The 21,277-nt window shown below is 61.8% G+C and carries 24 protein-coding genes and 1 riboswitch; of the genes, 4 read left to right on the top strand and 20 right to left on the bottom strand.

What is annotated here, in order from left to right:
- Nucleotides 1–77: 77 nt before the first annotated feature.
- Genes PQG80_RS06505 through metA form a run of 3 tightly spaced genes read right to left on the bottom strand, consistent with a single transcriptional unit; the run spans nt 78 to nt 3,377 of the window.
- The gene (locus tag PQG80_RS06505; protein ID WP_271750413.1) at nt 78–1,247 is read right to left on the bottom strand and encodes a PLP-dependent transferase; all 1,170 of its coding nucleotides are present in this window, start codon (nt 1,245–1,247) and stop codon (nt 78–80) included.
- Nucleotides 1,244–2,410 carry a PLP-dependent transferase gene (locus PQG80_RS06500; protein WP_271750412.1) on the bottom strand — a complete coding sequence of 389 codons (1,167 nt, stop codon included), beginning with the start codon at nt 2,408–2,410 and terminating at the stop codon, nt 1,244–1,246. Before PQG80_RS06500 ends, PQG80_RS06505 begins: the two co-directional genes overlap by 4 nt.
- A gap of 49 nt (nt 2,411–2,459) precedes the next feature.
- Nucleotides 2,460–3,377: a homoserine O-acetyltransferase MetA gene (gene metA, locus PQG80_RS06495; RefSeq protein WP_271750411.1), complete on the bottom strand. Its 918-nt coding sequence runs from the start codon at nt 3,375–3,377 to the stop codon at nt 2,460–2,462.
- Between the two features lie 95 nt (nt 3,378–3,472).
- A riboswitch (SAM riboswitch) is annotated at nt 3,473–3,590 on the bottom strand.
- 413 nt (nt 3,591–4,003) lie between these two features.
- Here metA and corA point away from each other — a divergent pair.
- Nucleotides 4,004–4,939, top strand: coding sequence for a magnesium/cobalt transporter CorA (gene corA, locus PQG80_RS06490; RefSeq protein ID WP_271750410.1), 936 nt, complete (start codon nt 4,004–4,006; stop codon nt 4,937–4,939).
- Between the two features lie 132 nt (nt 4,940–5,071).
- Here corA and PQG80_RS06485 read toward each other — a convergent pair whose 3' ends face one another.
- Nucleotides 5,072–6,430, bottom strand: a complete 1,359-nt coding sequence (locus PQG80_RS06485; RefSeq protein ID WP_271750409.1) for an MATE family efflux transporter — start codon at nt 6,428–6,430, stop codon at nt 5,072–5,074.
- Between the two features lie 129 nt (nt 6,431–6,559).
- Nucleotides 6,560–7,564, bottom strand: coding sequence for an HRDC domain-containing protein (locus PQG80_RS06480; protein WP_271750408.1), 1,005 nt, complete (start codon nt 7,562–7,564; stop codon nt 6,560–6,562).
- Nucleotides 7,565–7,861: 297 nt separating this feature from the next.
- Between PQG80_RS06480 and PQG80_RS06475 the strand changes: the two genes are divergently transcribed.
- From PQG80_RS06475 to PQG80_RS06465, 3 genes are all read left to right on the top strand, one after another.
- Nucleotides 7,862–8,974, top strand: coding sequence for a nitric oxide synthase oxygenase (locus PQG80_RS06475; RefSeq protein WP_271750407.1), 1,113 nt, complete (start codon nt 7,862–7,864; stop codon nt 8,972–8,974).
- A gap of 44 nt (nt 8,975–9,018) precedes the next feature.
- A complete protein-coding gene (locus PQG80_RS06470) occupies nt 9,019–9,315 on the top strand; it encodes a DUF3055 domain-containing protein (protein WP_271750406.1) in 297 nt (98 codons plus the stop codon).
- Nucleotides 9,316–9,384: 69 nt separating this feature from the next.
- Nucleotides 9,385–9,648 carry a hypothetical protein gene (locus PQG80_RS06465; protein ID WP_271750405.1) on the top strand — a complete coding sequence of 88 codons (264 nt, stop codon included), beginning with the start codon at nt 9,385–9,387 and terminating at the stop codon, nt 9,646–9,648.
- A 227-nt stretch (nt 9,649–9,875) separates the two neighbouring features.
- On the opposite strand, the gene PQG80_RS06460 is transcribed toward PQG80_RS06465, so the two are convergent.
- The 15 genes from PQG80_RS06460 to PQG80_RS06390 all read right to left on the bottom strand — a co-directional run bounded on the left by PQG80_RS06460 (nt 9,876) and on the right by PQG80_RS06390 (nt 21,260).
- Nucleotides 9,876–10,862 (bottom strand): 5'-3' exonuclease, encoded by a 987-nt coding sequence (locus PQG80_RS06460; RefSeq protein ID WP_271750404.1) that lies wholly within the window; start codon nt 10,860–10,862, stop codon nt 9,876–9,878.
- Between the two features lie 97 nt (nt 10,863–10,959).
- The gene (locus tag PQG80_RS06455) at nt 10,960–12,156 is read right to left on the bottom strand and encodes an aminotransferase class I/II-fold pyridoxal phosphate-dependent enzyme (protein WP_271750403.1); all 1,197 of its coding nucleotides are present in this window, start codon (nt 12,154–12,156) and stop codon (nt 10,960–10,962) included.
- Nucleotides 12,157–12,196: 40 nt separating this feature from the next.
- Entirely contained in the window at nt 12,197–13,438 is a 1,242-nt protein-coding gene (locus PQG80_RS06450) for a site-2 protease family protein (RefSeq protein WP_271750402.1), read from the bottom strand.
- The gene (locus PQG80_RS06445; protein WP_271750401.1) at nt 13,428–13,793 is read right to left on the bottom strand and encodes an arsenate reductase family protein; all 366 of its coding nucleotides are present in this window, start codon (nt 13,791–13,793) and stop codon (nt 13,428–13,430) included. The genes PQG80_RS06450 and PQG80_RS06445 overlap by 11 nt, the downstream gene beginning before the upstream one ends.
- A gap of 33 nt (nt 13,794–13,826) precedes the next feature.
- Nucleotides 13,827–14,807 carry an RluA family pseudouridine synthase gene (locus PQG80_RS06440; protein WP_271750400.1) on the bottom strand — a complete coding sequence of 327 codons (981 nt, stop codon included), beginning with the start codon at nt 14,805–14,807 and terminating at the stop codon, nt 13,827–13,829.
- 5 nt (nt 14,808–14,812) lie between these two features.
- On the bottom strand, nt 14,813–15,445 hold the full coding sequence (locus PQG80_RS06435) for a cob(I)yrinic acid a,c-diamide adenosyltransferase (protein ID WP_271750399.1): 633 nt from the start codon (nt 15,443–15,445) through the stop codon (nt 14,813–14,815).
- Nucleotides 15,446–15,461: 16 nt separating this feature from the next.
- Entirely contained in the window at nt 15,462–16,076 is a 615-nt protein-coding gene (locus PQG80_RS06430) for a bifunctional adenosylcobinamide kinase/adenosylcobinamide-phosphate guanylyltransferase (RefSeq protein WP_271750398.1), read from the bottom strand.
- A gap of 125 nt (nt 16,077–16,201) precedes the next feature.
- On the bottom strand, nt 16,202–16,462 hold the full coding sequence (locus PQG80_RS06425; RefSeq protein WP_271750397.1) for an aspartyl-phosphate phosphatase Spo0E family protein: 261 nt from the start codon (nt 16,460–16,462) through the stop codon (nt 16,202–16,204).
- 97 nt (nt 16,463–16,559) lie between these two features.
- On the bottom strand, nt 16,560–17,723 hold the full coding sequence (locus tag PQG80_RS06420; RefSeq protein WP_432432724.1) for an aminotransferase class I/II-fold pyridoxal phosphate-dependent enzyme: 1,164 nt from the start codon (nt 17,721–17,723) through the stop codon (nt 16,560–16,562).
- Between the two features lie 86 nt (nt 17,724–17,809).
- The gene (locus tag PQG80_RS06415; RefSeq protein ID WP_271750395.1) at nt 17,810–18,301 is read right to left on the bottom strand and encodes an Lrp/AsnC family transcriptional regulator; all 492 of its coding nucleotides are present in this window, start codon (nt 18,299–18,301) and stop codon (nt 17,810–17,812) included.
- Between the two features lie 161 nt (nt 18,302–18,462).
- Nucleotides 18,463–18,831: a spore coat protein gene (locus PQG80_RS06410; RefSeq protein WP_271750394.1), complete on the bottom strand. Its 369-nt coding sequence runs from the start codon at nt 18,829–18,831 to the stop codon at nt 18,463–18,465.
- A 32-nt stretch (nt 18,832–18,863) separates the two neighbouring features.
- Complete coding sequence (locus tag PQG80_RS06405; protein WP_271750393.1) at nt 18,864–19,088, bottom strand: spore coat protein; 225 nt, start codon at nt 19,086–19,088, stop codon at nt 18,864–18,866.
- Nucleotides 19,089–19,222: 134 nt separating this feature from the next.
- A complete protein-coding gene (cysK, locus tag PQG80_RS06400; RefSeq protein WP_432432723.1) occupies nt 19,223–20,110 on the bottom strand; it encodes a cysteine synthase A in 888 nt (295 codons plus the stop codon).
- A gap of 40 nt (nt 20,111–20,150) precedes the next feature.
- On the bottom strand, nt 20,151–20,717 hold the full coding sequence (locus PQG80_RS06395; protein ID WP_271750391.1) for a hypothetical protein: 567 nt from the start codon (nt 20,715–20,717) through the stop codon (nt 20,151–20,153).
- Nucleotides 20,718–20,828: 111 nt separating this feature from the next.
- Entirely contained in the window at nt 20,829–21,260 is a 432-nt protein-coding gene (locus tag PQG80_RS06390) for a DUF350 domain-containing protein (protein ID WP_271750390.1), read from the bottom strand.
- Nucleotides 21,261–21,277: the final 17 nt, after the last annotated feature.

The following is a 21,277-nucleotide window of genomic DNA, read 5'->3' as shown; positions in this document are numbered from 1 at the left end:
AATATTGCTATTCTACCACGTATCGGAATAGTCGGGAAGCCAGATCATGGAAGAAAATGGTTCGACTTCCCGGCCGTTCACTCTTCAAGGGCTTGCTCCAGATCGCGGATGAGATCATCGATATCCTCAAGCCCGACGGAATAACGGACCAGGCCGTCGGTGATGCCGCGGGCCGCCCGCACTTCGGGCGGCATCGCGGCGTGGGACATCATGGCCGGGTAGGACAAAATGCTCTCGACCGCCCCGAGGCTGACCGCCACGATCGGGATTCGCACCTTGCCCAGCACCCGTTTGGCCCTTTCCCCGCTGCCCGCGTCGAACGATACGACGGCCCCATAGCCCCGGGACTGGCGCTCGTGGATGTCTTTGCCCGGGTGACCTTCCAGCCCCGGATAATACACGCGCGTCACGCCGGGGTGCGCGTCCAGCCACGCCGCCAGCTTGCGCGCGCCGCGCTCGCTCGCTTCCATGCGAACCTGCAGCGTCTTCATGCCCCGCATGAGAAGCCAGCATTCCTGCGTGCCGAGCACCGTGCCGAGACCGTTCTGCAGCGCCTTGACCCGGCGGCCCAGCTCGTCGTCCGCCGTGACGACGAGGCCGGCGAGCACGTCGCTGTGTCCGCCGAGGAACTTGGTCGCGCTGTGAATGACCAGATCGACGCCCAGCTCGATCGGACGCTGATGATAAGGCGTCATGAACGTATTGTCGAGCATCGTGAGGAGCCCTTGCTCCTTGGCCCAAGCCGCGATCCGCGAGATGTCGGTGATCTTGAGCGTCGGGTTGGACGGGGTCTCCATGAACAGCGCCTTGGTATTCGGCCTGCGCGCCGCAACGACCTGATCGAAGTCCGTCATGTCGACGAATGTGGATTCGATCGCCAGCCGGTTCAGCACGGTCGTCAGCAGGCGGTACGTGCCGCCGTACACGTCCTCGGTGACGATGACATGGTCGCCTGCCGAGAGCAGCAGGAAGGCGGTCGAGATCGCCGACATGCCGGACGAGAACGCGAATCCGCGCGTCCCGCCCTCGAGCAGCGCGATGTACGATTCAAGCGCTTCGCGGGTCGGATTGCCCGAGCGGCTGTAGTCGTGCTTGGGCGGCTGCTCCAGATCGAAGTGATGGAACGTGGACGCCTGATAGATCGGGACGCTCGAGGCGCCTGTGGCCTCGTCGATCTCCGAGCCGAAGTGGATTAGCTTGGTGGCGAACTCGCGGTCTCCCGCGTGCCGGTCGTTCGGATGCGTCACGCGCGCTCTCCTCCGATCTCGGCCACGGCCGACCCGATCGCCTGTCCCAGATCTCCGATCAGGTCGTCGATATGCTCGATGCCGACGGAGAATCGCAGCAGGCGGTCGTCGACGCCGACCTGCCGGCGGATCTCCTCGGGGATGTCCGCGTGCGTCTGCACGGCCGGATAGGTGAGCAGCGACTCGACGCCGCCCAGGCTCTCCGCGAAGGCGATCAGGCGCAGATGGCGAAGGATCGGCTCGACCGTGCGCGCGTCCTTCATGCGGAAGGAGAAGATGCCCGTGCTGCCCGAGGCCTGACGCTTCTGGACTTCATGGCCGGGATGCTCCGGCAGCGCGGGATGATAGACGGATTCGACCGCCGGGTGCGCGTCGAGCCACTCCGCCAGCTTGACGGAGTTGAACTCGTGCCGTTCCATCCGGAGCGCGAGCGTCTTCATGCCGCGCATCAGCAGCCAGGAGTCCTGCGGCCCGAGCACCGCGCCGATGGAGTTGTGGAGGAACGCCATCTCGTCGGAGAGGGCCTGGCCCTTCGTCACGATCAAGCCCGCCAGCACGTCGTTGTGGCCGCCCAGATACTTGGTCGCGCTATGGATGACGATATCGGCGCCGAGCTCGATCGGACGCTGGAGGAACGGCGTGAGCAGCGTGTTGTCCACGATCGTCAGCAGGCCGTGCACCTTCGCCCAGGAAGCGACGGCCGCGATGTCCGTGATCATCATGAGCGGGTTGGTCGGCGTCTCGATGAGAACCGCGCGGGTGGCCGGCGTGCGCAGCGATTCGAGCGCGTCCAGGTCGTTGGTGTCGACGTACGAAGCGGTCACCCCGAAGCGGGTCATGATCTTCTCCAGCAAGCGGTAAGTGCCGCCGTACAGGTCGAGGGACACGATCAGGTGGTCGCCCTGCTTGAACAGCGCGAAGATGGTCTGAAGCGCGGCCATGCCGGAGCTGCAGGCGAATCCGCGATCGCCGCTCTCCAGCCGCGCAGCCGCTTCCTCGAGCACGGCCCGCGTCGGGCTCTTGGTACGGGCGTAATCGAACCCGGTGCTCTGTCCGAGCTTGGGATGGCGGAAGGCGGTCGATTGATAGACCGGGAAGCTGACGGCGCCGGTGGCGGGATCTTCCTGCGAACCGATCTGGGCAAGGCGGCTTTCGATTTTCATGTGTGGGATTCCTCCATCGTCTTATATGGTCATGCGGGGTGGATTCGCTTCAGATGCCGGCGCCCAGGTCGTAAGGCGTCTCTTGGTAGACGTAGTAGTTGAGCCAGTTGGAATAGAGCAGGTTCGCGTGGGCGCGCCAGGTCGACAGCGGCATTTTGGAAGGATCGTCCTTCGGATAATAGTTCTTCGGCACGTCGATCCGGAGCCCCTTCGCCTTATCGCGGTCGTACTCCCACTTCAGCGTGTTCGGATCGTATTCCGAATGTCCGGTCACGAAGATCTGCTTGCCCCCGCGCGAGGCCACGATGTATACGCCCGCTTCCTCCGACTCGGCCCACACCTCCAGCTGCTGAACCTTGTCGATGTCTTCCCGCCGCACCTCGGTATGCCTGGACTGCGGGACGTAGAACATCTCGTCGAATCCGCGCAGCAGCGGCACGTTGCGCTTCGAGATCGTATGAGGGAATACGCCGAACAGCTTCTCCTCGAGCGGGAGCTTCGGCACGCCGAAGTGGTGGTACAAGCCCGCCTGCGCGGCCCAACAGATATGGAACGTCGAGGTGACGTACTTGGCGCTCCAGTCCATGATGTCCTTAAGCTCTTCCCAGTAGTTGACCTCCTCGAAGGGCAGCGTCTCGACCGGCGCTCCCGTGATGATCAAGCCGTCGTAACGTTGATGGGAGATCTCGTCGAACGTCTTATAGAAGCTCTCCAGATGCTCGGACGACGTATTCTTCGACGTATGCGTCTTCGGGTGAAGCAGCACGACCTCCACCTGGAGCGGCGTATTGCCGATGAGGCGCAGGAGCTGCGTCTCGGTCGTTTCCTTGGTCGGCATCAGATTCAGTATCGCAATGCGGAGCGGGCGAATATCCTGATGGTAAGCCACGCTTTCGTCCATGACGAATATGTTTTCTCCGGTCAGAATCTCCTTCGCGGGCAGGTTGTCGGGTACCTTGATGGGCATGATATCACTCCTGTTCGATCGGTTTTGGGCAAAATAAAAGACCCGCTTTCGTCAGAAAGGGGTCGTCGTTAACAAACGGTTACACGCGATCGCCTCTCTCATCTCCCAGAAACGTCCTAAATAGAACGTCTTCGCAAGATTTAGCACCGTGCGTACGCTACGCCGGTTGCCGGGCTTCATCGGGCTAGTCCCTCCGCCTGCTCTTGATAAGATGGGCAAAACTATTCAGTTGTATTGGTTAAACTAAACCTAATGTAACCGATCGGCCCGTTCCCGTCAAGCGCCCGAAAAAGCCCCGCGAAATTGTCCTTGAAAGGGATGTTGCGGAGGATTATACTTAACACGGATTGCGCCCGGACAGGGCGGGACCAAAGGTTAGGAAACGATCCGAACGCGGAAGGGGGGAGCCGGTCATGGAAGGAGATCATCCTGGGCCAAGTCGAATATCAAGCAGATTTGCCGCAGGACGAGAGTCCGCCGCCGAAGCCCCGCGCTTGCCCGGCTCCGCCGAGTAGCCCCTTCGCCCGCGGATGTTCGCCCTGCATAATACGACAGCGCCGTTCCATGCGCCTATCGACAGGCGCGCCGGACGGCGCTTAAGCCGATTATGACAAGGAGCGATATCCATGAAGATCCGCCTGGTCCGTCAAGGCTTATTCACGCCTGTCGAAGACATCACCGAGACGCTCGTCCCGCCCGAAGAGGGCTTCTACTGGATCGACGCCGACGTGGACGATCTGGTCGTGCTTCAGCCGCTGTTCGGCATCCACGACCTGGCCGTCGAGGACTGCCTTACCGAGGAAGAGCAGCGCCCGAAGCTCGAAGTTTACGAAAGCCATTATTTTTTGGTCATCAACAGCATCCGGTTCGACGACGAGGAGATTTTCCTCCGGGCCCTGAACCTGTTTCTCGGACGCCATTACCTCATCACCGTCACCCGCCAGAAAATCAACGAGCTGCGCAGCATCAAGCCGGTCCTTTGGGAGCAAGAGGTCAACACGGCCGACAGGCTGATGTACCATCTCGTCGATATCGTCGTCGACAATTACTTTTCCGTCGGGGACCGGATCGAGGCCCGCATCGAGCAGCTTGAAGAAGATATCCTGATGCACACGAAGAAGTCCCATCTGACTGAGATCATCGGGCTGCGAAGCGAGATCCTCTGGCTCAAAAAGGTACTGGGCCCGCAGCGGGACGTCATCGCCACGCTGAATAAGCGGGACCTCCGGCTTATCGATCACCAGCTGCAGAAATATTTTATCGACATCCACGAAAATGCCGTCAAAATATACGAAACGTTCGAAACGTACCGCGATCTGATGGGGAACTTGCGAGAAGCCTATCAATCCAGCGTCGCCAACCGGGCCAACGAGATCATGCGCGTCTTCACGGCGCTGACGACGATCTTCATGCCGCTGACCTTCCTGACCGGGGTCTATGGCATGAACTTCGATTATATCCCCGGCATGCACGATCAGTACGGCTCCGTCGTGCTGTTGTGCATTATGATCGGACTGGGATTCGGCATGTTTTATATTTTCCGCAAGAAGGATTGGCTATGAACGCAGCCGGCCCGTTCATACGACACAAGGCGCTCCTGACATTCTGCAGCAGCAGAACGCGGGAGCGCCTTGTCGCAACTAGGCGAGCGGAATGGATCAGGCGGTCAAGCCGCCGGCCGACGACGCGCCCCGTCAGGCACCGCCCTCATATCCCGTGCTCGGTACAGCGAACAAGCCCCGGCGCCGATGATGGCGCCATCTGAAGTATAGCGCCGCCCCCCGGATGTACTCGTCGAGGATCATGCCGGCATAGACGCCGTACAACCCCCAGCCGAACTGGATGCCCAGCAAGTACGTGAGGCCTACGGACACGAGCCATTGGCTCGGGATCGAGATCTTCATCATGAACCGGCTGTCCCCGACCGCCACGATCGATTGGCCGAGCGCCATGTTAAGCATCTTGCCCGGCTGCAGGACGAGATTCAGCCACAGCAGCGCGATCGCCATGTCGACGATCCATGGATCGGCGGTAAAGAAGGTGATGATCTGACTGCGGAATACAAGCATCAGCGCCGTGTTGAACATCACGAACGCCATGCCGTACCCCATCGCCCGATATGCGCTGTGGTATGCCTCCTTCAGCCGGCCCTGGCCGAATAGGTAAGCGATCAGAATCTGCACCGCCATCGCGTACGACCAGCCAATCGTGAACGCGAACGATTCCATGGTGTTCATGTATGTCCGCGCCGCGAGCTCCTGTGCGCCCATCGCGCCGATGATGCCCGTGATCGCGAGCTGGGAGATCTGCCAGGAGCCGCCGTTGATGCTGAGCGGCCAGCCGATCCGCAGGATCTCCTTGGACTTGCCCCAGTCCGGGCGGAAGAGTTCTCCGTAGCCGATCTTGCCGCCGAAAGCCGAGCGGAAAATATAAAACAGGAACACCACCGAAGCCGCGCGAACGAACAATGTAGACAGAGCGACGCCGAACAGCCCCCACTTCGGAAGCCCGAACAGGCCAAAAATAAAGACCGCGTTCAGGAAAATGTGCACGACGTTCATGACCAGCGCGATGTACATCGGCGACCGCGTGTTGCCCGTATTGCGGATGGCGGTCGACAGCGCGTTGCCGATCGCCGTGAAAATCATGCCGCCGCCCACGATCGACATATAATCGCGCGCCAGCGGCCTTATGTCGCCCGGCATGCCGAGCCATGCGGCGATCTGGCTGGCTCCGAAGATCATCAACAGGCTGACGGCCAGCCCGATCGCGCCGGTCAGTACCACCGATACGATCGCGAGCTTGCGCGCCTCGTAGGCCTCGCCGGCGCCGAGCCGGTTCGCGATCAAGATGCCTGCGCCGCTCGCGACCAGCATGAACACGACGATTACGGCGTTAAAGAACTGATTGGAAAACCCGACGACGGCGACGGCTTCATCCGAGATTCTGCTGACCATGAGCGTATCCGACGTACCGATCGCAAAGGCCAGGAACATCTCGATCATAATAGGCCAAGTAAGTCGGCCGAGCTTCATCTTTTTGTCTAATTCCATCTGTGTAAGCGCCCCTCGCCGAACCCGCATGCATGCCTATTCCAATATCCATGGCATCATATCACGTCCGGTGTTGCGGCAAAAGGGCGCTTCGACCCCGTGAACACGGGTTTATGGCTGAATTCGTCCTTAAATGGCGATTTTCCGGCTTCTACGGAAGCTTATGCGAAGCATGCGCAGCTTCTCGTATTGTCGCTCGGTCTCGGCAAATTCCGTGCCGGCCGCGCCGCCGTATACGCGCTGCTGCAGAGGCTTCAGGAAGCGGTCTCCCAGCTCGCCCATAGCGCCCAGGGCGATCTCCTTCTCCTCCTCGGGAACGGTCGCCAGCTCCTGCTCGATGAGCGGCAGCACGTCGTAGCCCTCTTCGTCGAGCTGCTCGATACGGGCGACCAGGTCCCTGCGGGCACACTTCATCAGCTCTGCGAGCTCCGCCAGCGAGCTGCCCTCGCGGATGCCAGCCAGCAGCTTGCGCTTCTCCCGGATGAGGGACAGGCTCTTGCCGTATCGCTCTTCCCGCTGACCGAACGTCCAGGCCGCGTAGCGCTCCTCCGATACCGCGGCCGATACCCAGTCCAGCGGGAAAACGTGGCCGCGCTCCGTCTGCGCGAGCATCGCGACCAGCTCGGCGCCGTAACGCTGCGCCTTCAGCTTGCCGAAGCCCGGCACCTGCTGCAGCTCCGCCTCGCTGTGCGGCAGATAGACGGCCAACCCGTGCAGCTCCCGGTTGGTCGCGATCATATAAGCGGGTCGCTTCTCCTCCGCCGCCTTGGTCCTGCGCCAGAGGCGAAGCGACTCGAGCACCTCCTCCGAAGCGGATTGACTGTCCGCATAGCACTGGAGCAGCGTCTGCAGCTGCGGCTTGCGCTCCCAGAAAGGCGTGTCGTCGAGCATGCCGTCCAGCATCGGACGGTACCCCTCCTTCATCCGGCCGGCCACGCCATGGCGGAACGACGACAGCAGCTCCTCCCAGCTCGTGCCCTCGTACCAGATCGTCCGCTCGGTCTCTCCGCCCTCGGCCGTCTCCTGCCAGCCCGCGGTCCAGTTGCCCTGCTCCTCTCCGATGAATACTTGACCCTCGCGTCCTGCCGGATAACCGCTATCCAGCTCGAGCCGATTCAAAAACACGATCTTCATAGCCTTCGTCCTCCTTGTATGGTCCGGCTGCACGCCGGCGCTGGGATTCCAAGCCGTCCAAGGGAGAAAAAAGGCGACAAAAAAAGAAGCACCTCATCCCGCGCTTGGCGTTAGAGGTGCTTCCTCATCCGTTCGACCTGTCTGCTTCAGCGTAGCAAAAAAAGGCCACTTTGACAAGAGGGTTCGCCCCGCGATTTCACAGGATCGACTTTTGCCGGGCCATGGCCGATATGATAAGGTAAATTCAACATGCAGCGGAGTCCGCCGAATCGCGGGCGACAAGAGGAGCCGTTCACTATGACAAGCACCCGCGCAACCGATCTTGGCGCAATGTCCGCGCTTCCGTCCGAAGCCGGCAGCTTTCTCGCTCGTTATGCCGAAGAGACAGGCATGGAGCAGACTGCCGCCTCTGCGCGCATCCGAGAAGCGCTCGACGCAATCGCCGCCGACGGCACGTACCGGCATCGCCCCGACGAGCTGCGTCACGGCGCCAGGATGGCCTGGCGCAACGCGAATCGCTGCATTGGCCGCCTGTTCTGGAATCGGATGCACGTGTTCGACGAACGGGGTGCATCCAGCGAGACAGAGGTGTTCGAAGCGCTGCTCCGGCATCTCGCTTTCGCCACCAACGGCGGAGAGATCCGCCCTGCGATCACGATCCTGCCGCCTGCCGGAGAGGGCCGTGCCACGTTCCGGATCTGGAACCACCAACTGCTGAGGTACGCCGGTTACGAGAGGCCGGACGGCATCGTCGGCGACCCTGCTTCCGTCCGGTTCACCAAGGTATGCGAAAGGCTTGGCTGGCGCGGAGAAGGCACGCCCTTCGACCTGCTGCCGCTCGTCGTTCAGCATGGCAACAAGACGCCGCGACTGTTCGATATACCGCGCTCTCACGCGCTAGAGGTCCCGCTTACCCATCCGGACAGGGACCTGTTCGGCGATTTTCCCGCCAAATGGTACGCTGTGCCAGTCATATCCGACATGCTTCTGGAGATCGGCGGCGTACGTTATCCCGCGGCGCCCTTCAACGGCTGGTATATGGGCACGGAGATCGGCTCGCGCAACCTGGGCGACGAAGCCCGGTACGATCTGCTGCCTCTCATCGCCGCGAATCTCGGCTTGGACACGAGTTCAAATGCGACGCTGTGGAAGGACCGGGCGCTCCTCGAACTCAACGCCGCGGTGCTTCACTCGTACCGCCGGGCTGGCGTCGCGATCGTCGACCACCATACGGCGGCGCAGCAATTCGGCGTATTCGAGCGCAACGAAGAAAAAGCGGGCAGGGCCGTCACCGGCAGATGGTCGTGGCTGATCCCGCCGATGTCGCCGTCCGCGACCGCCGTTTTTCACAAGAGCTACGACGACCGGATCGAGAGCCCGCAATTCTCGCACCAGGAAGCGCCTTATTGATCACGAATTACCGCATTCGGAAAATAGAAGGGAGCCTACCCGGCATGGACTTGACGGACTTTGATTTTCTTTCCGATAGCACCGAGCAGACTTCTACCCGCTTCGTGACGTTCGTATCGCCCGGCCTGAACCGCTTCGATCTGGCCATTATCACCACCAACCGGTTTTACGGAAAAAAGCTTGTGGTCGACATGCAGTCCGGCCGCAGCGGCGTGCTCGCATACGACGATCTGGAGGAAGAAGGCGTGATCGCTTCGGTCTTCAGAATCGACGAGGAGCAGGCTGCCGATCTTTCCCGTTTTCTGGCGCTCGTGCTGGGCGAAGTTCACTTTACCGACTGAATTCCCATGCATGATTCGCCCGCCCAATACGCACAATAGGCCCATCTTGGATCAAAGGAGGGCTTATTCGTGTCCCGTTTCCTCTCTGAAGACCGTCGACCCGATACGGATCTGAGCACCGTCGAATCGACCCGCAACGATCTGTTCCTTGAGGAATTCCCGGAAGGCCCTTACGGCGCCAGCCTTGTCAACAACCTGAAGCTGGGCAGGTCCAAGCCCTGGCGAATCGACCAAGATACGCATTTCGGATACGAAAATATCGCGCTGCACGAGGACCTGTCCCGCGGCTTCCCCGGCGAAGATCCGATCGAGGATACCGGCGAAGACCAGTGACGCAAGCGTCGCTTAGCAGCATGCCATCTTAGCGATACGCGCGCTTGATCAGGCTTGAAGCAGGCAGCCGACGAGCGCGTCTTCGTGCGCTTACAAGCCCTAAGACAGGCGGCTATCCGCGATAGACGGACGGCGATCCTACTGACCGATCGTGCTATGGCGCGCGGCAGCGCCGGTATATATGCATTAAAAAATCGCCGGCGCTCGCTGCCCGGCGACTCTCTTATTTAAGCAAGCTTCCCGTCCGCCTCGGCGAATATCAGCTCTCCCTGCAAGACCTCAGGCTCGGCGAACGGATCCTCCGCCTCCGCAAGCAGATCGGCTTGGCCCAGCGCCTCCGCGACGCCCAACAGTTTGTACAGCCCGCCGAATTCCAGCTCCTCGAACTTGCGCGCCGCCGCTTCCCGCCTGATCTCCCAGACGCACTCCTCCAGCGAACAAGCGACCGGCGCATCCAGGCGGATCGTCGCCAGCTGGCGCGACAGATGGAGCAGTTCCAGGTTGGCTTCGATTTTTGCGCGCACGCCTTTGGCCAGCTTGTCGAGATTGTCCAGCACGCCTTCGACGGACCGGTACTCGAGCAGCAGCTTGTGCGCCGTTTTCTCGCCGATGCCCGGCACGCCCGGGTAATTGTCGCTCGTATCCCCCATGAACGCCTTCAGATCGACGATCTGACTGGGCGTAAGCTGCCGTTCGCTCATCAGCGTCTCGAGGTCGTATACGGCATAGTTCAGCTTGCCTTTTTTCATGATGACGACCTTCACGCGATCCGATACGAGCTGCAGCAGGTCGTGGTCGCCGGTCAGCACGTACACCTCCGCGTCGCCGCTAAGCGTCGCGGCCAGCGTGCCGATGCAGTCGTCCGCCTCATAACCGCGCATGCCCACGTTCAGGACGCCCATCTCGGCCACGACCTCCTTGACCAGGTCGAACTGCGGGATAAGCTCGAGCGGCGGCTCCGGCCGATTGCCCTTGTAGGCGCCGAACTGCTCGGTGCGGAAGGTAGAGCTCCCCATGTCCCAGCAGCAGACGACGTGCGTAGGACGGAACGTCTTGATCGCGTCGAAAAAATATTGGACGAAGCCATGGACCGCATTGGTCGGAAGACCGGCCTTCGTCTTGCGGATGTAGCCTGTATAGGAGGTCGCGAAGTAGGCTCTGAACAATATCGCCATGCCGTCGACGAGCAGTACTCTATGTTGGTTGTCGTTCATCTCTTGATCTCTCACCCTCGCGCGTTAGTCTATCACTCTATTATAGCATAGCGCGAGGAATGGGCCGGTTGCCTAAATTGTGCAGAAGCGGCAAGCCTCAACGCGTCTCCGAAGGCCCATGGTCCCGCAAGAACCGCCCGATGCGCGCCGCCGCCTCGCGCAGCCGATCCTCCGGCGCGACGAGCGCGAAGCGCACGTAGCCCTCGCCGAGCGCGCCGAAGGCGCTCCCGGGTATCGCCGCCACGCCGGTCCGCTCCAGCATCGTCCGGGCCAGCTCCCGCGAGCTCCACGCCCCCGGCACCGGCGCCCATGCGAACATCGAGCCCCGCGGCGGCGGGATGTCCCAGCCCGCCTCGGCCATCGCCGCGATAAACGCGTCCCTGCGCCGCTCATAGACGGGCCCGACGGGGTCCGGCGCCTTCATGTCCAGATCCAGCGCGGCGATCGCGGCTTCCTGGACGGCGAGGAATACGCCGAAGTCGATGTTGTTCTTGAGCGCGCGCAGGCTGTCCAGCGCGTCGGGATTGCCGACGGCGAAGCCGATGCGCGCGCCCGCCATGTGGAACGACTTGGACAGCGAATGAAACTCGATCGCGACGTCCTTGGCGCCCGGCACCTCGAGCACGCTCGGCGGGCGGAAGCCGTCGTACGCCATCTCGCTGTACGCGTTGTCGTGGACGAGCAGGACGCCTCTCTTCTTCGCGACGGCGACCGCTTGCTCGAAGAAGGAGAGATCCGCCACGGCCGCGGTCGGATTGCTCGGGTAGCTCAGCAGCATGAACTTCACCCTGTCCCAGACGCGGTCCGGAATGGCCTCGAAGTCGGGCAGGTAGCCGCGCTCCGCCGTCAGCGGCATCGGGACCGTCTCTACGCCGGCCACGGCCAGACCGGCCTGATAGACAGGATAGCCCGGATCGGGCAGCAGGGCCGCATCTCCTGGATTCGTCACGGCCAGCGCCAGATGGCCGAGGCCGTCCTGCGTCCCCATGAGCGACAGCACCTCCCGCTCGGGATCGAGCTTCGCGCCGAAGCGATGTTCGACCCACTCGGCGACCTTCCGCCGGAAGTCCGGGCTGCCGTCGGTGCCCGGATAGCGATACAGCTCCGGGCGCAGGCTGGCCTCCGCCAGCCGCTCGCGGATCCCGACCGACGGAGGCCGATCCGGACTGCCGATATCCAGCTGGATCACGTCCAGTCCCGCCGCTCGGGCCGCCGCCTTCCAGCCTGCGACCTCCGAGAAGATCGCGGACCCCAGACGATCCAGACGATCCGATCTCCATGCTTGCCGATTCATCGTCAACAGCTTCCTTCCCGTATGCGCACGTCCCGCCGCGTTATTGTACCGGGCTCGTCCAGCCCGCTTCTTGAATGACCCACATCATATAAACCAGCAGAAAAATGAGGCCGCCGTACAAAACGCCGATCCGCCATCGGTCGCGGCTCGCCACGTCGTAGTAATTGTCCGGCTCGTATACGTTGCCTTCGACCCGCACCTTCAAGGTCAGGTTCTGGTCCTCGTCCGGCCCTTCTATCTGATACGCGTAGACGCGGCGGATGAGGATCGCCTGGTCGACGGGCAGCTCGCCCTTGAACGATAGCGCTTCCCACTCGAACTCGACCACGTGCTGCCCGTCCAGCCTGCAATAGGCCGTATACGGCAGCTCGCGCAGATGGCTCGAGCCGCGGTAGTACCAGTCGGGCAGAGCGGGATCCGCCTTGGCCCGGTATACGCCTTCGGCGATATGCGCCGGTCCCTCGCCGCGCTTGGCGGTGAACTTGCGGTACGCCGAGAAAAGGAACCAGATCCAGATGAGGGTGAAAATCACGCTGTGCGTGTACCAGATAATGAACGGCCCGAGGACCGCGCCGGCGACCCAGATCCAGCGGCTCACGGCGGACGCGATCCTGCCGCCGTCGAGCGGACGGATCGGAACCAGGTTAAAGAGATTGAGAAAAAATCCGACATAGGCCAGCATATGCCATACGCCGCTGTCCGTGTATTCGCCGATGCCGTAGCAGACGAAGGCCGCCGCGGTACCCAGGTACGGTCCGCCCAGCGCGATGTCGGCCTCGGTCGCCGCATCCTTCGGGTTGCGCTTCATCATGATCGCGGCCCCGAGAAAAGGAATGAACAAGGGCGCCGTGACCGGCAATCCCTTGCGCTTCGCCACCCACACATGACCCATCTCGTGAACGAAAATAAGCGCCACTAGGCCGAAGGCGAACGCCCACGGGTAAATCAGCGCGTACGCGCCGATCGTAACCGCCATGGAGATCAGCGGCTTGCCGAACTTCAGCAGCAGCAGCAGCGCCGCCTTGCCCTTGCCAAGGAGAAACGCGAGGACCGCGCCGAACGCCCAGGAGCCGCCGCGGCCCTTGCGCTTGCTGCCGTCGCCCTCCGGCGCTGCTTCCTGCGTGTCGGATGTCGGCAGGACGGCCGGCGCGTCCCGATCGATCGGACGCGGCTGCGGCACATCCAAGCCCGGCTGACGTTCGGGACCTGGCTGTCCCTGTCCGGTCGCGTCTTTCCTGCTATCGTCTTGCGTCTCTCCCGGATTCCGTCCGTCAGTCGTCATAGGCGCGCTTCAGCTCCTCTTCCCGGTAGCCGACGGTAACTTGGACGCCGTCCGTGACGACCGGGCGTTTGATCAGCATGCCGTTACCGGCCAGCAGTTCCAGCTTTTCATCTTCCGTCAGTCCCGCCATGCGGTCCTTCAATCCAAGCGACCGATAGACGTCGCCCGCCGTATTGAACCATTTGCCGATGGGCAGCCCGCTATCTGCGACCAGCTTGCGGAGCGTCTCGACGGAGGGCGGCGTTTCCTTGATATGAATCAGTTCGAGCTCGTGTCCTTGAGCCTGCAGCGTCTTGACCGCCTTGCGGCAGGTGTCGCAGGACGAATATTGGTATACCGTCAATCGTTTGGGCATCGCTATGTTTCCTCCAGGTTGCGTAAATGCGGCTTAGCGGGCATCCAGGCCGGGCGGAAGCTCTCGCAGAATGCGCTCCAGCTCCTGCAGATCTGCCGGCAGGGGGGCCTCGAGACGCGTCTCGTCGCCCGTCACCGGATGGCGGAAAGAGAGCACCGCGGCATGCAGCGCCTGCCTGCCGATCGCGCCGTCCAGGGCGGAGGCGAGCGGCGTGCGCGCCCAAGCCGGATCGGCATAATAGGCGTCGCCGACGAGCGGGCACCCGATCGCTCCCATGTGCACGCGAATCTGGTGCGTCCGGCCGGTGCCCAGACGGATCGCGAGCGCGCTCGCGCCGCAGGCGAACGACTCGGCTAACGAATAATACGTAAGGGAGGGCTGACCATCCTCTCTGACGGCTCGCCGATGCGGATCCTCGGGCACGCGGCCGATCGGCGCGTTCACCTCGCCGTCGTCCGCAGGAGGCCGGCCATAGGCATAAGCGCGGTACTGCTTAAGCACGGTGCCCGCCGTCATCTGCGCGGACAGCTGCTGCTGCGCGTACGGATGCTTCGCGACGATCACGAGGCCCGAAGTATCCTCGTCCAGCCGGTTGACCGGACGGAACCTGCACCGCTCCCCGCGCTCCCGCCAGTAGTGCATGACGCCGTTGGCCAGCGTGTTGGCGTAGTGGCCCGTCGTCGGATGGACGATGACGCCCGCGGGCTTGTTCAGCACGAGCAGGTCCTCGTCCTCGTGCACGATATCGAGCGCCATCGGCTGCGGCAGGATATCGTCGGAGGACTCCTCCTCCATGCGCAGCGCCACGATATCTCCGGCGGACAGGATAAAGCTGGAGAACACGGCGTTGCCGTTGACCGTCACGCCCTCCTCCGATGCCTTCAGCTTCGTCCACAGCCGCCTCGAGATGCCGATCCGATTGCGCAGCACGTCTCGCAGCATGCGCCCTTCGTCCCGCTCGTCGGCGACATGCACGAGCGGCTTGTAGTAACCTTCCCTGCGTTCCCATTCCATCGTAGCTATAGCTCCTTGCCGATGCGGCGGAATACCGCCGCTCCCCTCTCGTATTCAACGTCCGGCACGCCGGCCGCCGCGTTGGCCGCCCGCGCGGCCGCAAAAAAATAATCGGACAGGCGGTTCAAGTACTTCGCGACCTCCGGCGGGCACGGTTTGCCCGTAGCCGCCAACGCCACGACCTCGCGTTCCGCCCGTCTGCAGACCGTCCTGCATACGTGCAGCGCCGCGGCGGTCGCCGTCCCGCCCGGCAGGATAAACCGCGCGATCGGCGGGTTGCCCGCCTCGTGGCGGTCGATCCAAGCCTCGAGGCGGTCGGCCATTCCGGCATGGACCTTAAGCTGCTCCGGCCTAGGCGCCGCATAGGACAGATCCGAGCCGCAGTCGAACAGCTCATGCTGAACGACCGCCAGCTCCTCCGCGAGCCGGGCTTGAAAATCGAGTACGGCTTGTTCGGCCAGGGCTTCTCGCGAATGCAGATACCCTGCGGCCAAAGCCGCCGTCGCAGCGGCCTGTCCCACGAAAGCATTCAGCTCGTCGATCGTCCCGAACGCCGCCACCCGCTCGTCGTCTTTATTTACATGGCCGCCGATAATCGAGGTTTTGCCTTGATCCCCGGTTCTCGTATATAGTTTCATGCCCATTCCTCCCGCTTCACAGCCGCTCTCCCCGGACCGTCTCCGCCATGCCGTAGGACAAACGATAGATCGTATGCGACGCCGCGGCCAGTCTTTGGTTGGATTCGGCCAGCAGCCTTATGTACGTGCGTTCCCGCGGATCGAAGACGAGTCCTGCGGCGGCCTCCTCGGTCACGACGATAAGGATGCCCTCGAATTCCAGGAGCGCGGTCAGCAGCTCGCCCGCCGCGGCTGCCGTCTCTTCCATGGTTCCGTCGTCCGGCGACCGTTCCAGCACGCGATGCCTGAGCCAGCCGGACAGGCTGTCCAGCACGAGCGTGCGACGCTCCGCGCGGTACGGATTCGAATCCAGATTCACGCGATGGAGCGCCTGCGCGCAATCTCCGTCCGCCGGCACATGCGTCCATGAGAACCCGCGCCGCCCGGACGCGGTCCCCCGCGCATCCGCCGCAGGGCCGCGCCGCAGCCTGTCGTCGCTTGGCGATAAGCCGGAACCTGCGCTCTCGCCGGTGCGCCGCGGAGGCCAAGCGGGGCACGTGAACGCGATCGCTTCGCGCCCCAGCGATTCCGCCAATCGCCTGGCATAGGCCGATTTGCCCGAGCCCGTGCCGCCCGTTACCAGCAGAAGCATGCCCCGTCACCTCCAGGCGCAAAATTTCTAGCTTTACTATAGCACAATCCCGGCCGGACTAGAAAAAACGCATGCCGGGAACCTCGCAGGACATCAAAATAAAAAGCCCGGAGCAAGCTCCGGACTTAACGGGTAGGATAGCCGAGTCTCATATATTCGTTGATCTTCACGTCCAGCATCCGGCTAATCTCCATGACGGGCTCCGCGGTGAAGGAATCCTCCCGAAGAAAAGTCTCCGTCATGCGCCGCCTCAGCAGATCGATCTCTTCTTGTAGGCTTCGGTCGTTATAGGAGGGAGGCGCGTCGACTTCACTGTAGGTATTCCTGACCGGCACCCAAGTAGCGGGATCCGCCGGATCCAGTGAATGGTTGCTTGCTGTCGCCATCGTTATCCCCCTCTCCGCAGCATCGGGCAAGTCTGCAAAACAAGGGTAATTATAGCAGAACTTCAGAAAAAAAACATCCCTTTTCCAAATCCCCCGATTACAGCTGCCTTACGAACTGATCGATCCGATCCAGCGCCTCGGACAGCTGCGCGACGGATGATGCGTAGGAACAACGCAGGAAGCCTTCGCCGCCCTTGCCGAATACATGCCCGGGGACCGCCGCTACCTTGGCTTCCTGCACCAGCCGCATGGAAAATTCCTCGGACGACAGGCCGGTCGATTCGATCGAAGGGAATACATAGAAGGCGCCCTGCGGTTCGTGGCATTGCAGCCCGATATCCCGGAAGCCCTGGACCACAAGCCTGCGTCTCTGGTTGTAAGATTCGACCATCCGGTACATTTCTTCCATGCCGTTGTTCAGGGCTTCGAGCGCCGCGACCTGGCCCATGATGGGCGCGCACATGACCGTATACTGGTGGATCTTGAGCATGGCGCCGATCAGATCGGGATGGCCGCAGGCATAACCCATGCGCCAGCCGGTCATCGCGAACGCCTTGGAAAATCCGCTGACCAGGATCGTGCGGTCCTTCATGCCCGGCAGCGTTGCGAAGCTCACGTGCTTGGAGCCGTAAGTCAGCTCTGCGTAGATCTCGTCGGAGACGACGATCAGATCGTGCTCCTCGACCACCTTCGCGATCGGCAGCAGATCCTCGTAGCTCATGATCGCGCCCGTCGGATTGCTCGGATAAGAGAGGATCAGCAGCTTGGAGCGCGGCGTGATCATGGCGCGCAGGCTCTCCTCGGTGAGCCTGAATCCGTCCTTGGCAAAGGTCTCGATACCGACGGGCACCCCGCCTCCGAGCGCCGTGATCGGGCTGTAAGGGACGTAGCTCGGCTCCGGAATAAGCACTTCGTCGCCGGGTTCGACGAGCGCCCGGATCGCGAGGTCGATCGCTTCGCTGCCCCCGACGGTCACGAGCACTTCGTTTTCCGGCTCGTAGTTTACTTGAAACTGCTTGCTCAAATACTCGGCGATCGCCTCGCGCAGCTCCAGCATGCCCGCGTTGGACGTATATTGCGTCTTGCCCTTCTCCAGCGAATAGACCGCCGCGTCGCGGATATGCCACGGCGTGACGAAGTCCGGCTCGCCGACGCCCAGCGAGATGATGCTGCTGTCCTTGCTGGCGCTCACGAGGTCGAAAAACCTGCGGATGCCGGACGGCGGGATGGCGCGCGCGCCGGCGGACAAATACTGCTTCATGCCGTCCGTCCTTTTCGTGTCGCGCGTCTGATGGTTCGTAATCATTGGACAACCGTCCTTTGCGGTATACTCGCTCCCTTAATGCTTCAAGGCGAGACGAGCAGGCGGTGATCGCCCTCGAATTCTTCGAGAATGATGCCGTCCTGTTTATATTTTTTAAGTATGAAAAAGGTCTTGGTCGCAATGACGGATTCGATGGTCGAGAGCTTGTCGGAGACGAACGAAGCGACCGACTTCAAGTTCTTGCCTTCGATCTCCACCTGCAGATCGTACGCGCCCGACATCAGGTACACGGACTTGACCTCGGGATACAGGTAAATGCGCTCTGCGATGCTCTCGAAGCCGCGTCCGCGCTCCGGCGTGCACTCGACCTGGATGAGCGCCGTCACTTTCTCGTCGTCGACCTTGCTCCAATTCACGACGGTCGCATACTTCACGATCACATGGTCCCGCTCCATCTCTCCGATGGCGGCAGACACTTCGGCTTCGTCCGCCCCAAGCATCGTAGCGATGGTCGAAGCGGACAATCTCGCGTCTTCCTTGAGCAGATCCAGAATCTTCAATTTAAATTCGTTCATTGGGATCCCTCCTGAATACATTTCAGTTTACATCAAAAACATGCCTCGTGAAAAGAAGTTTCAATCGGCGGAGGTTGGAACGGGCGCCGGGCAATGAGCATGAAAAAACCTCCCTCCGGACATTGCCGTCCGAAGAGAGGCCCTGCGGCATCTGGTCTCGATTAATGCTGCACGTGCTGCTGGCCGCTTGACTGCTGCTGCTGCCAGGCCGGCGTCGCGATCTGCTGCGCCTGCTGCACGAATTGCTGTGTCTTCGTTTGCGTATCCTGATACGACTTCAAGCTTCTGTCGATATCCTGCTTGAGGGCGGGCGCCGGTGCCGGATACATCTGAGCCGACTGCATCGCGTCGTACAGCTCGCCCTGCATCTGAAGCGTCACGTTCAGCAGTTGCGTGAATTGCTGGCGGACCGTCGGACATGCCGATTCGGTTGCCGCCGTCGCATATTCGCGGGTCACGCGCTTCAGATCGGCGAGCACGGTATAAGCCAAATCTTCGTCTGGCAAAAATTGCCGGTTAGCTGGCGCCATGTGGGGTCTCCTTTTCCGATACCGTATTTTAATTAGGCTTGGGGCTGGGTCGGCGCGAGCGGCTGGTGCTGCTGCATAAGCGCGAGCAGCGATTGATAATGCTGCGTATGCACCTGCGCCTGATGATTCAGCACCTGCTTGATCTGCTGGTTGGAGCACTCCGCGGAGGCAGCCGTGCACTGCTTGATGAGCAGGTCCTCGTTGGACATCGAATCCGCGATGTACTCCAGCTCCTTGCCGCTGATCGGTTGAAGCATGACAATCCCTCCTGTCGTTGGACAATCGACCCCTATTATGCAGCCGTCGTAAGGGAACTATGCAAGCGTGAGACCAGTTCGAATAACGAAGCGCAAAAAAACGGCTGCGCCGCTATTAACGGCACAACCGCTCGTCAAAACAAATCCATCGACAAATACCGTTCGCCCGTGTCCGGCGCGATGCAGAGCACGCGCTTGCCTGCGCCCAGCTTCCGGGCCAACTGCAGCGCCGCCCATACCGAAGCGCCGGACGAGGGGCCGGCCAGTATGCCCTCCATCCTCGCCAACCGCTTCATCGTATCGATCGCGTCTTCGTCCGTGACGCGGACGATCTCGTCGTACACATCCGTATTCAGGATGGAAGGAACAAAGCCGGGGCTCGTGCCGACGAGTTTGTGGGGTCCGGGCACGCCGCCCGACAGAACCGGCGAGCCGGCGGGCTCCACGACGGAGATATGGATATGGGGCAGCCTCTCCTTTAACGCCTCGCCGGTGCCGGTGATCGTGCCGCCCGTGCCGGCCGTCGCCACGAACGCATCCAGCCGTCCCTCCGTCTGTTCCAGAATTTCCAGCGCCGTGGTCCGCCGATGAACGGCGGGATTGGCCTCGTTCTCGAACTGATTGGGCATGAAGCTGCCGGGCGTTCGGGCCGCGATCGCCTGCGCTTCCCGGATCGCGCCGGGCATCCGCTGCGCCGCCGGCGTCAGCACGACCTCAGCGCCGTAGGCCTTCAGCAGATCGATCCGCTCCTTCGACATATTGTCCGGCATGACGAGGATCAGCCTGTAGCCTCTCGCCGCCGCGTTCATGGCCAGCCCGATCCCCGTGTTGCCGCTCGTCGGCTCGACGATCAGCGAATCGGGACCGATCAGTCCCCTCGCTTCGGCATCTTCGATGAGCGAGCTCGCCGCCCGGTCCTTGACGCTCCCGCTCGGATTGAAGCGTTCGAGCTTGACCAGCACCTCGGCGTCCTCGGGTCCCGTCATCCGGTTCAACCGGACGGCGGGGGTATTTCCGATCATTTCCGTTACGCTGCCGTATACCCGCTTTTTCACGCGCGAATCACTTGCCTTCCGCATCTAGATCCCGGCTCAGGTTCTCGCCGATCCGGCTCCGGTCTTCTTCTGACAGCGCGTACTCCATCGTAAAGCACGAAGGGCACATGTATAGCGTCATCGAGAACGGCGCCTCGAGGATCGCTCCGCCGCGAAGACGCTCGGAGCGCTTGGGAGCGAATGCGGCGGCCTGCACGGTCTGCCTTCCCGTTTCGAGCATGTATTCGCGGCACTGCGGACACTCGGGCACGAATTCCTGCTCGTCGAGGATCGCTTCGACCGCGTCCTCGTACTTCAGCAGCGCTTCGTCCTTGCCCCGCAGATCCTCGTCGACGTCCAGGCCGAGGCCCTCCAGGTCCTCCTCGGACAGATCGCGAAGGACCGGGCGGCCGAACGGCGCCTCGTCTTCCTCCTCCTCGTCCTCGGCGGGCTCTTCCTCGCCCAAGCCGAAGCGGAGCGTGCGATACCCGCTCAGCTCGTTGTCGCACACCGGACAGTACTTGTCCGGTTCCTCGCCCGCCTCCTGTATAATCTCGGATTGGCACCAGGGGCAGATGATCACATTGGCAGCCACGTCTTAACCCTCCCTCATCATGTAGACGACGCCCAGAATAAAGAAAAGGGCCGCAAGGGCGAACAGCGTTCCCCATAAATACTTCATATGAAACCTCCCGCGGCGGCGCGCTCAGCCGAGCGTGACCGCCGCTCCGATAATGTAAGACAGCGATACGGACAGCAGCATCGAGATCAGCCCAACCGCGCGGTTGTCCTTGCCGATCTCCTCGTCGATCCGGAATACCGGCGTGACGAACTCGAACAGCAGGTAGGCGGCCAGCAAGAGCAGGAACCCGCCGCCCGCCCATAGCATGCTCTCGTAAATGCTGTCGTTGGATTGAATGGAAAAGCGGAAGATGTTGCAGATGCCGAATATCTTGCCGCCCGTCGCCATGGCGACCGCGATGTTGCCTCGGCGGATCTCCGGCCAGCATTCGTACTTGGTCACCCGCTCGAAGCAATACAGGCATACGATCAGCATCAGGATCCCGACGGAAAAATAGGCGGGGATCGCGACGATCGGATGGGACAGCAGTCGATCGATGGCACTTGGCTCATTCATGCGGAACGCTCCTAACG

It is taken from the genome of Cohnella rhizoplanae (assembly GCF_948329515.1).
Taxonomy (GTDB): domain Bacteria; phylum Bacillota; class Bacilli; order Paenibacillales; family Paenibacillaceae; genus Cohnella; species Cohnella rhizoplanae.
This window is presented reverse-complemented; position numbering and strand designations above follow the sequence as displayed.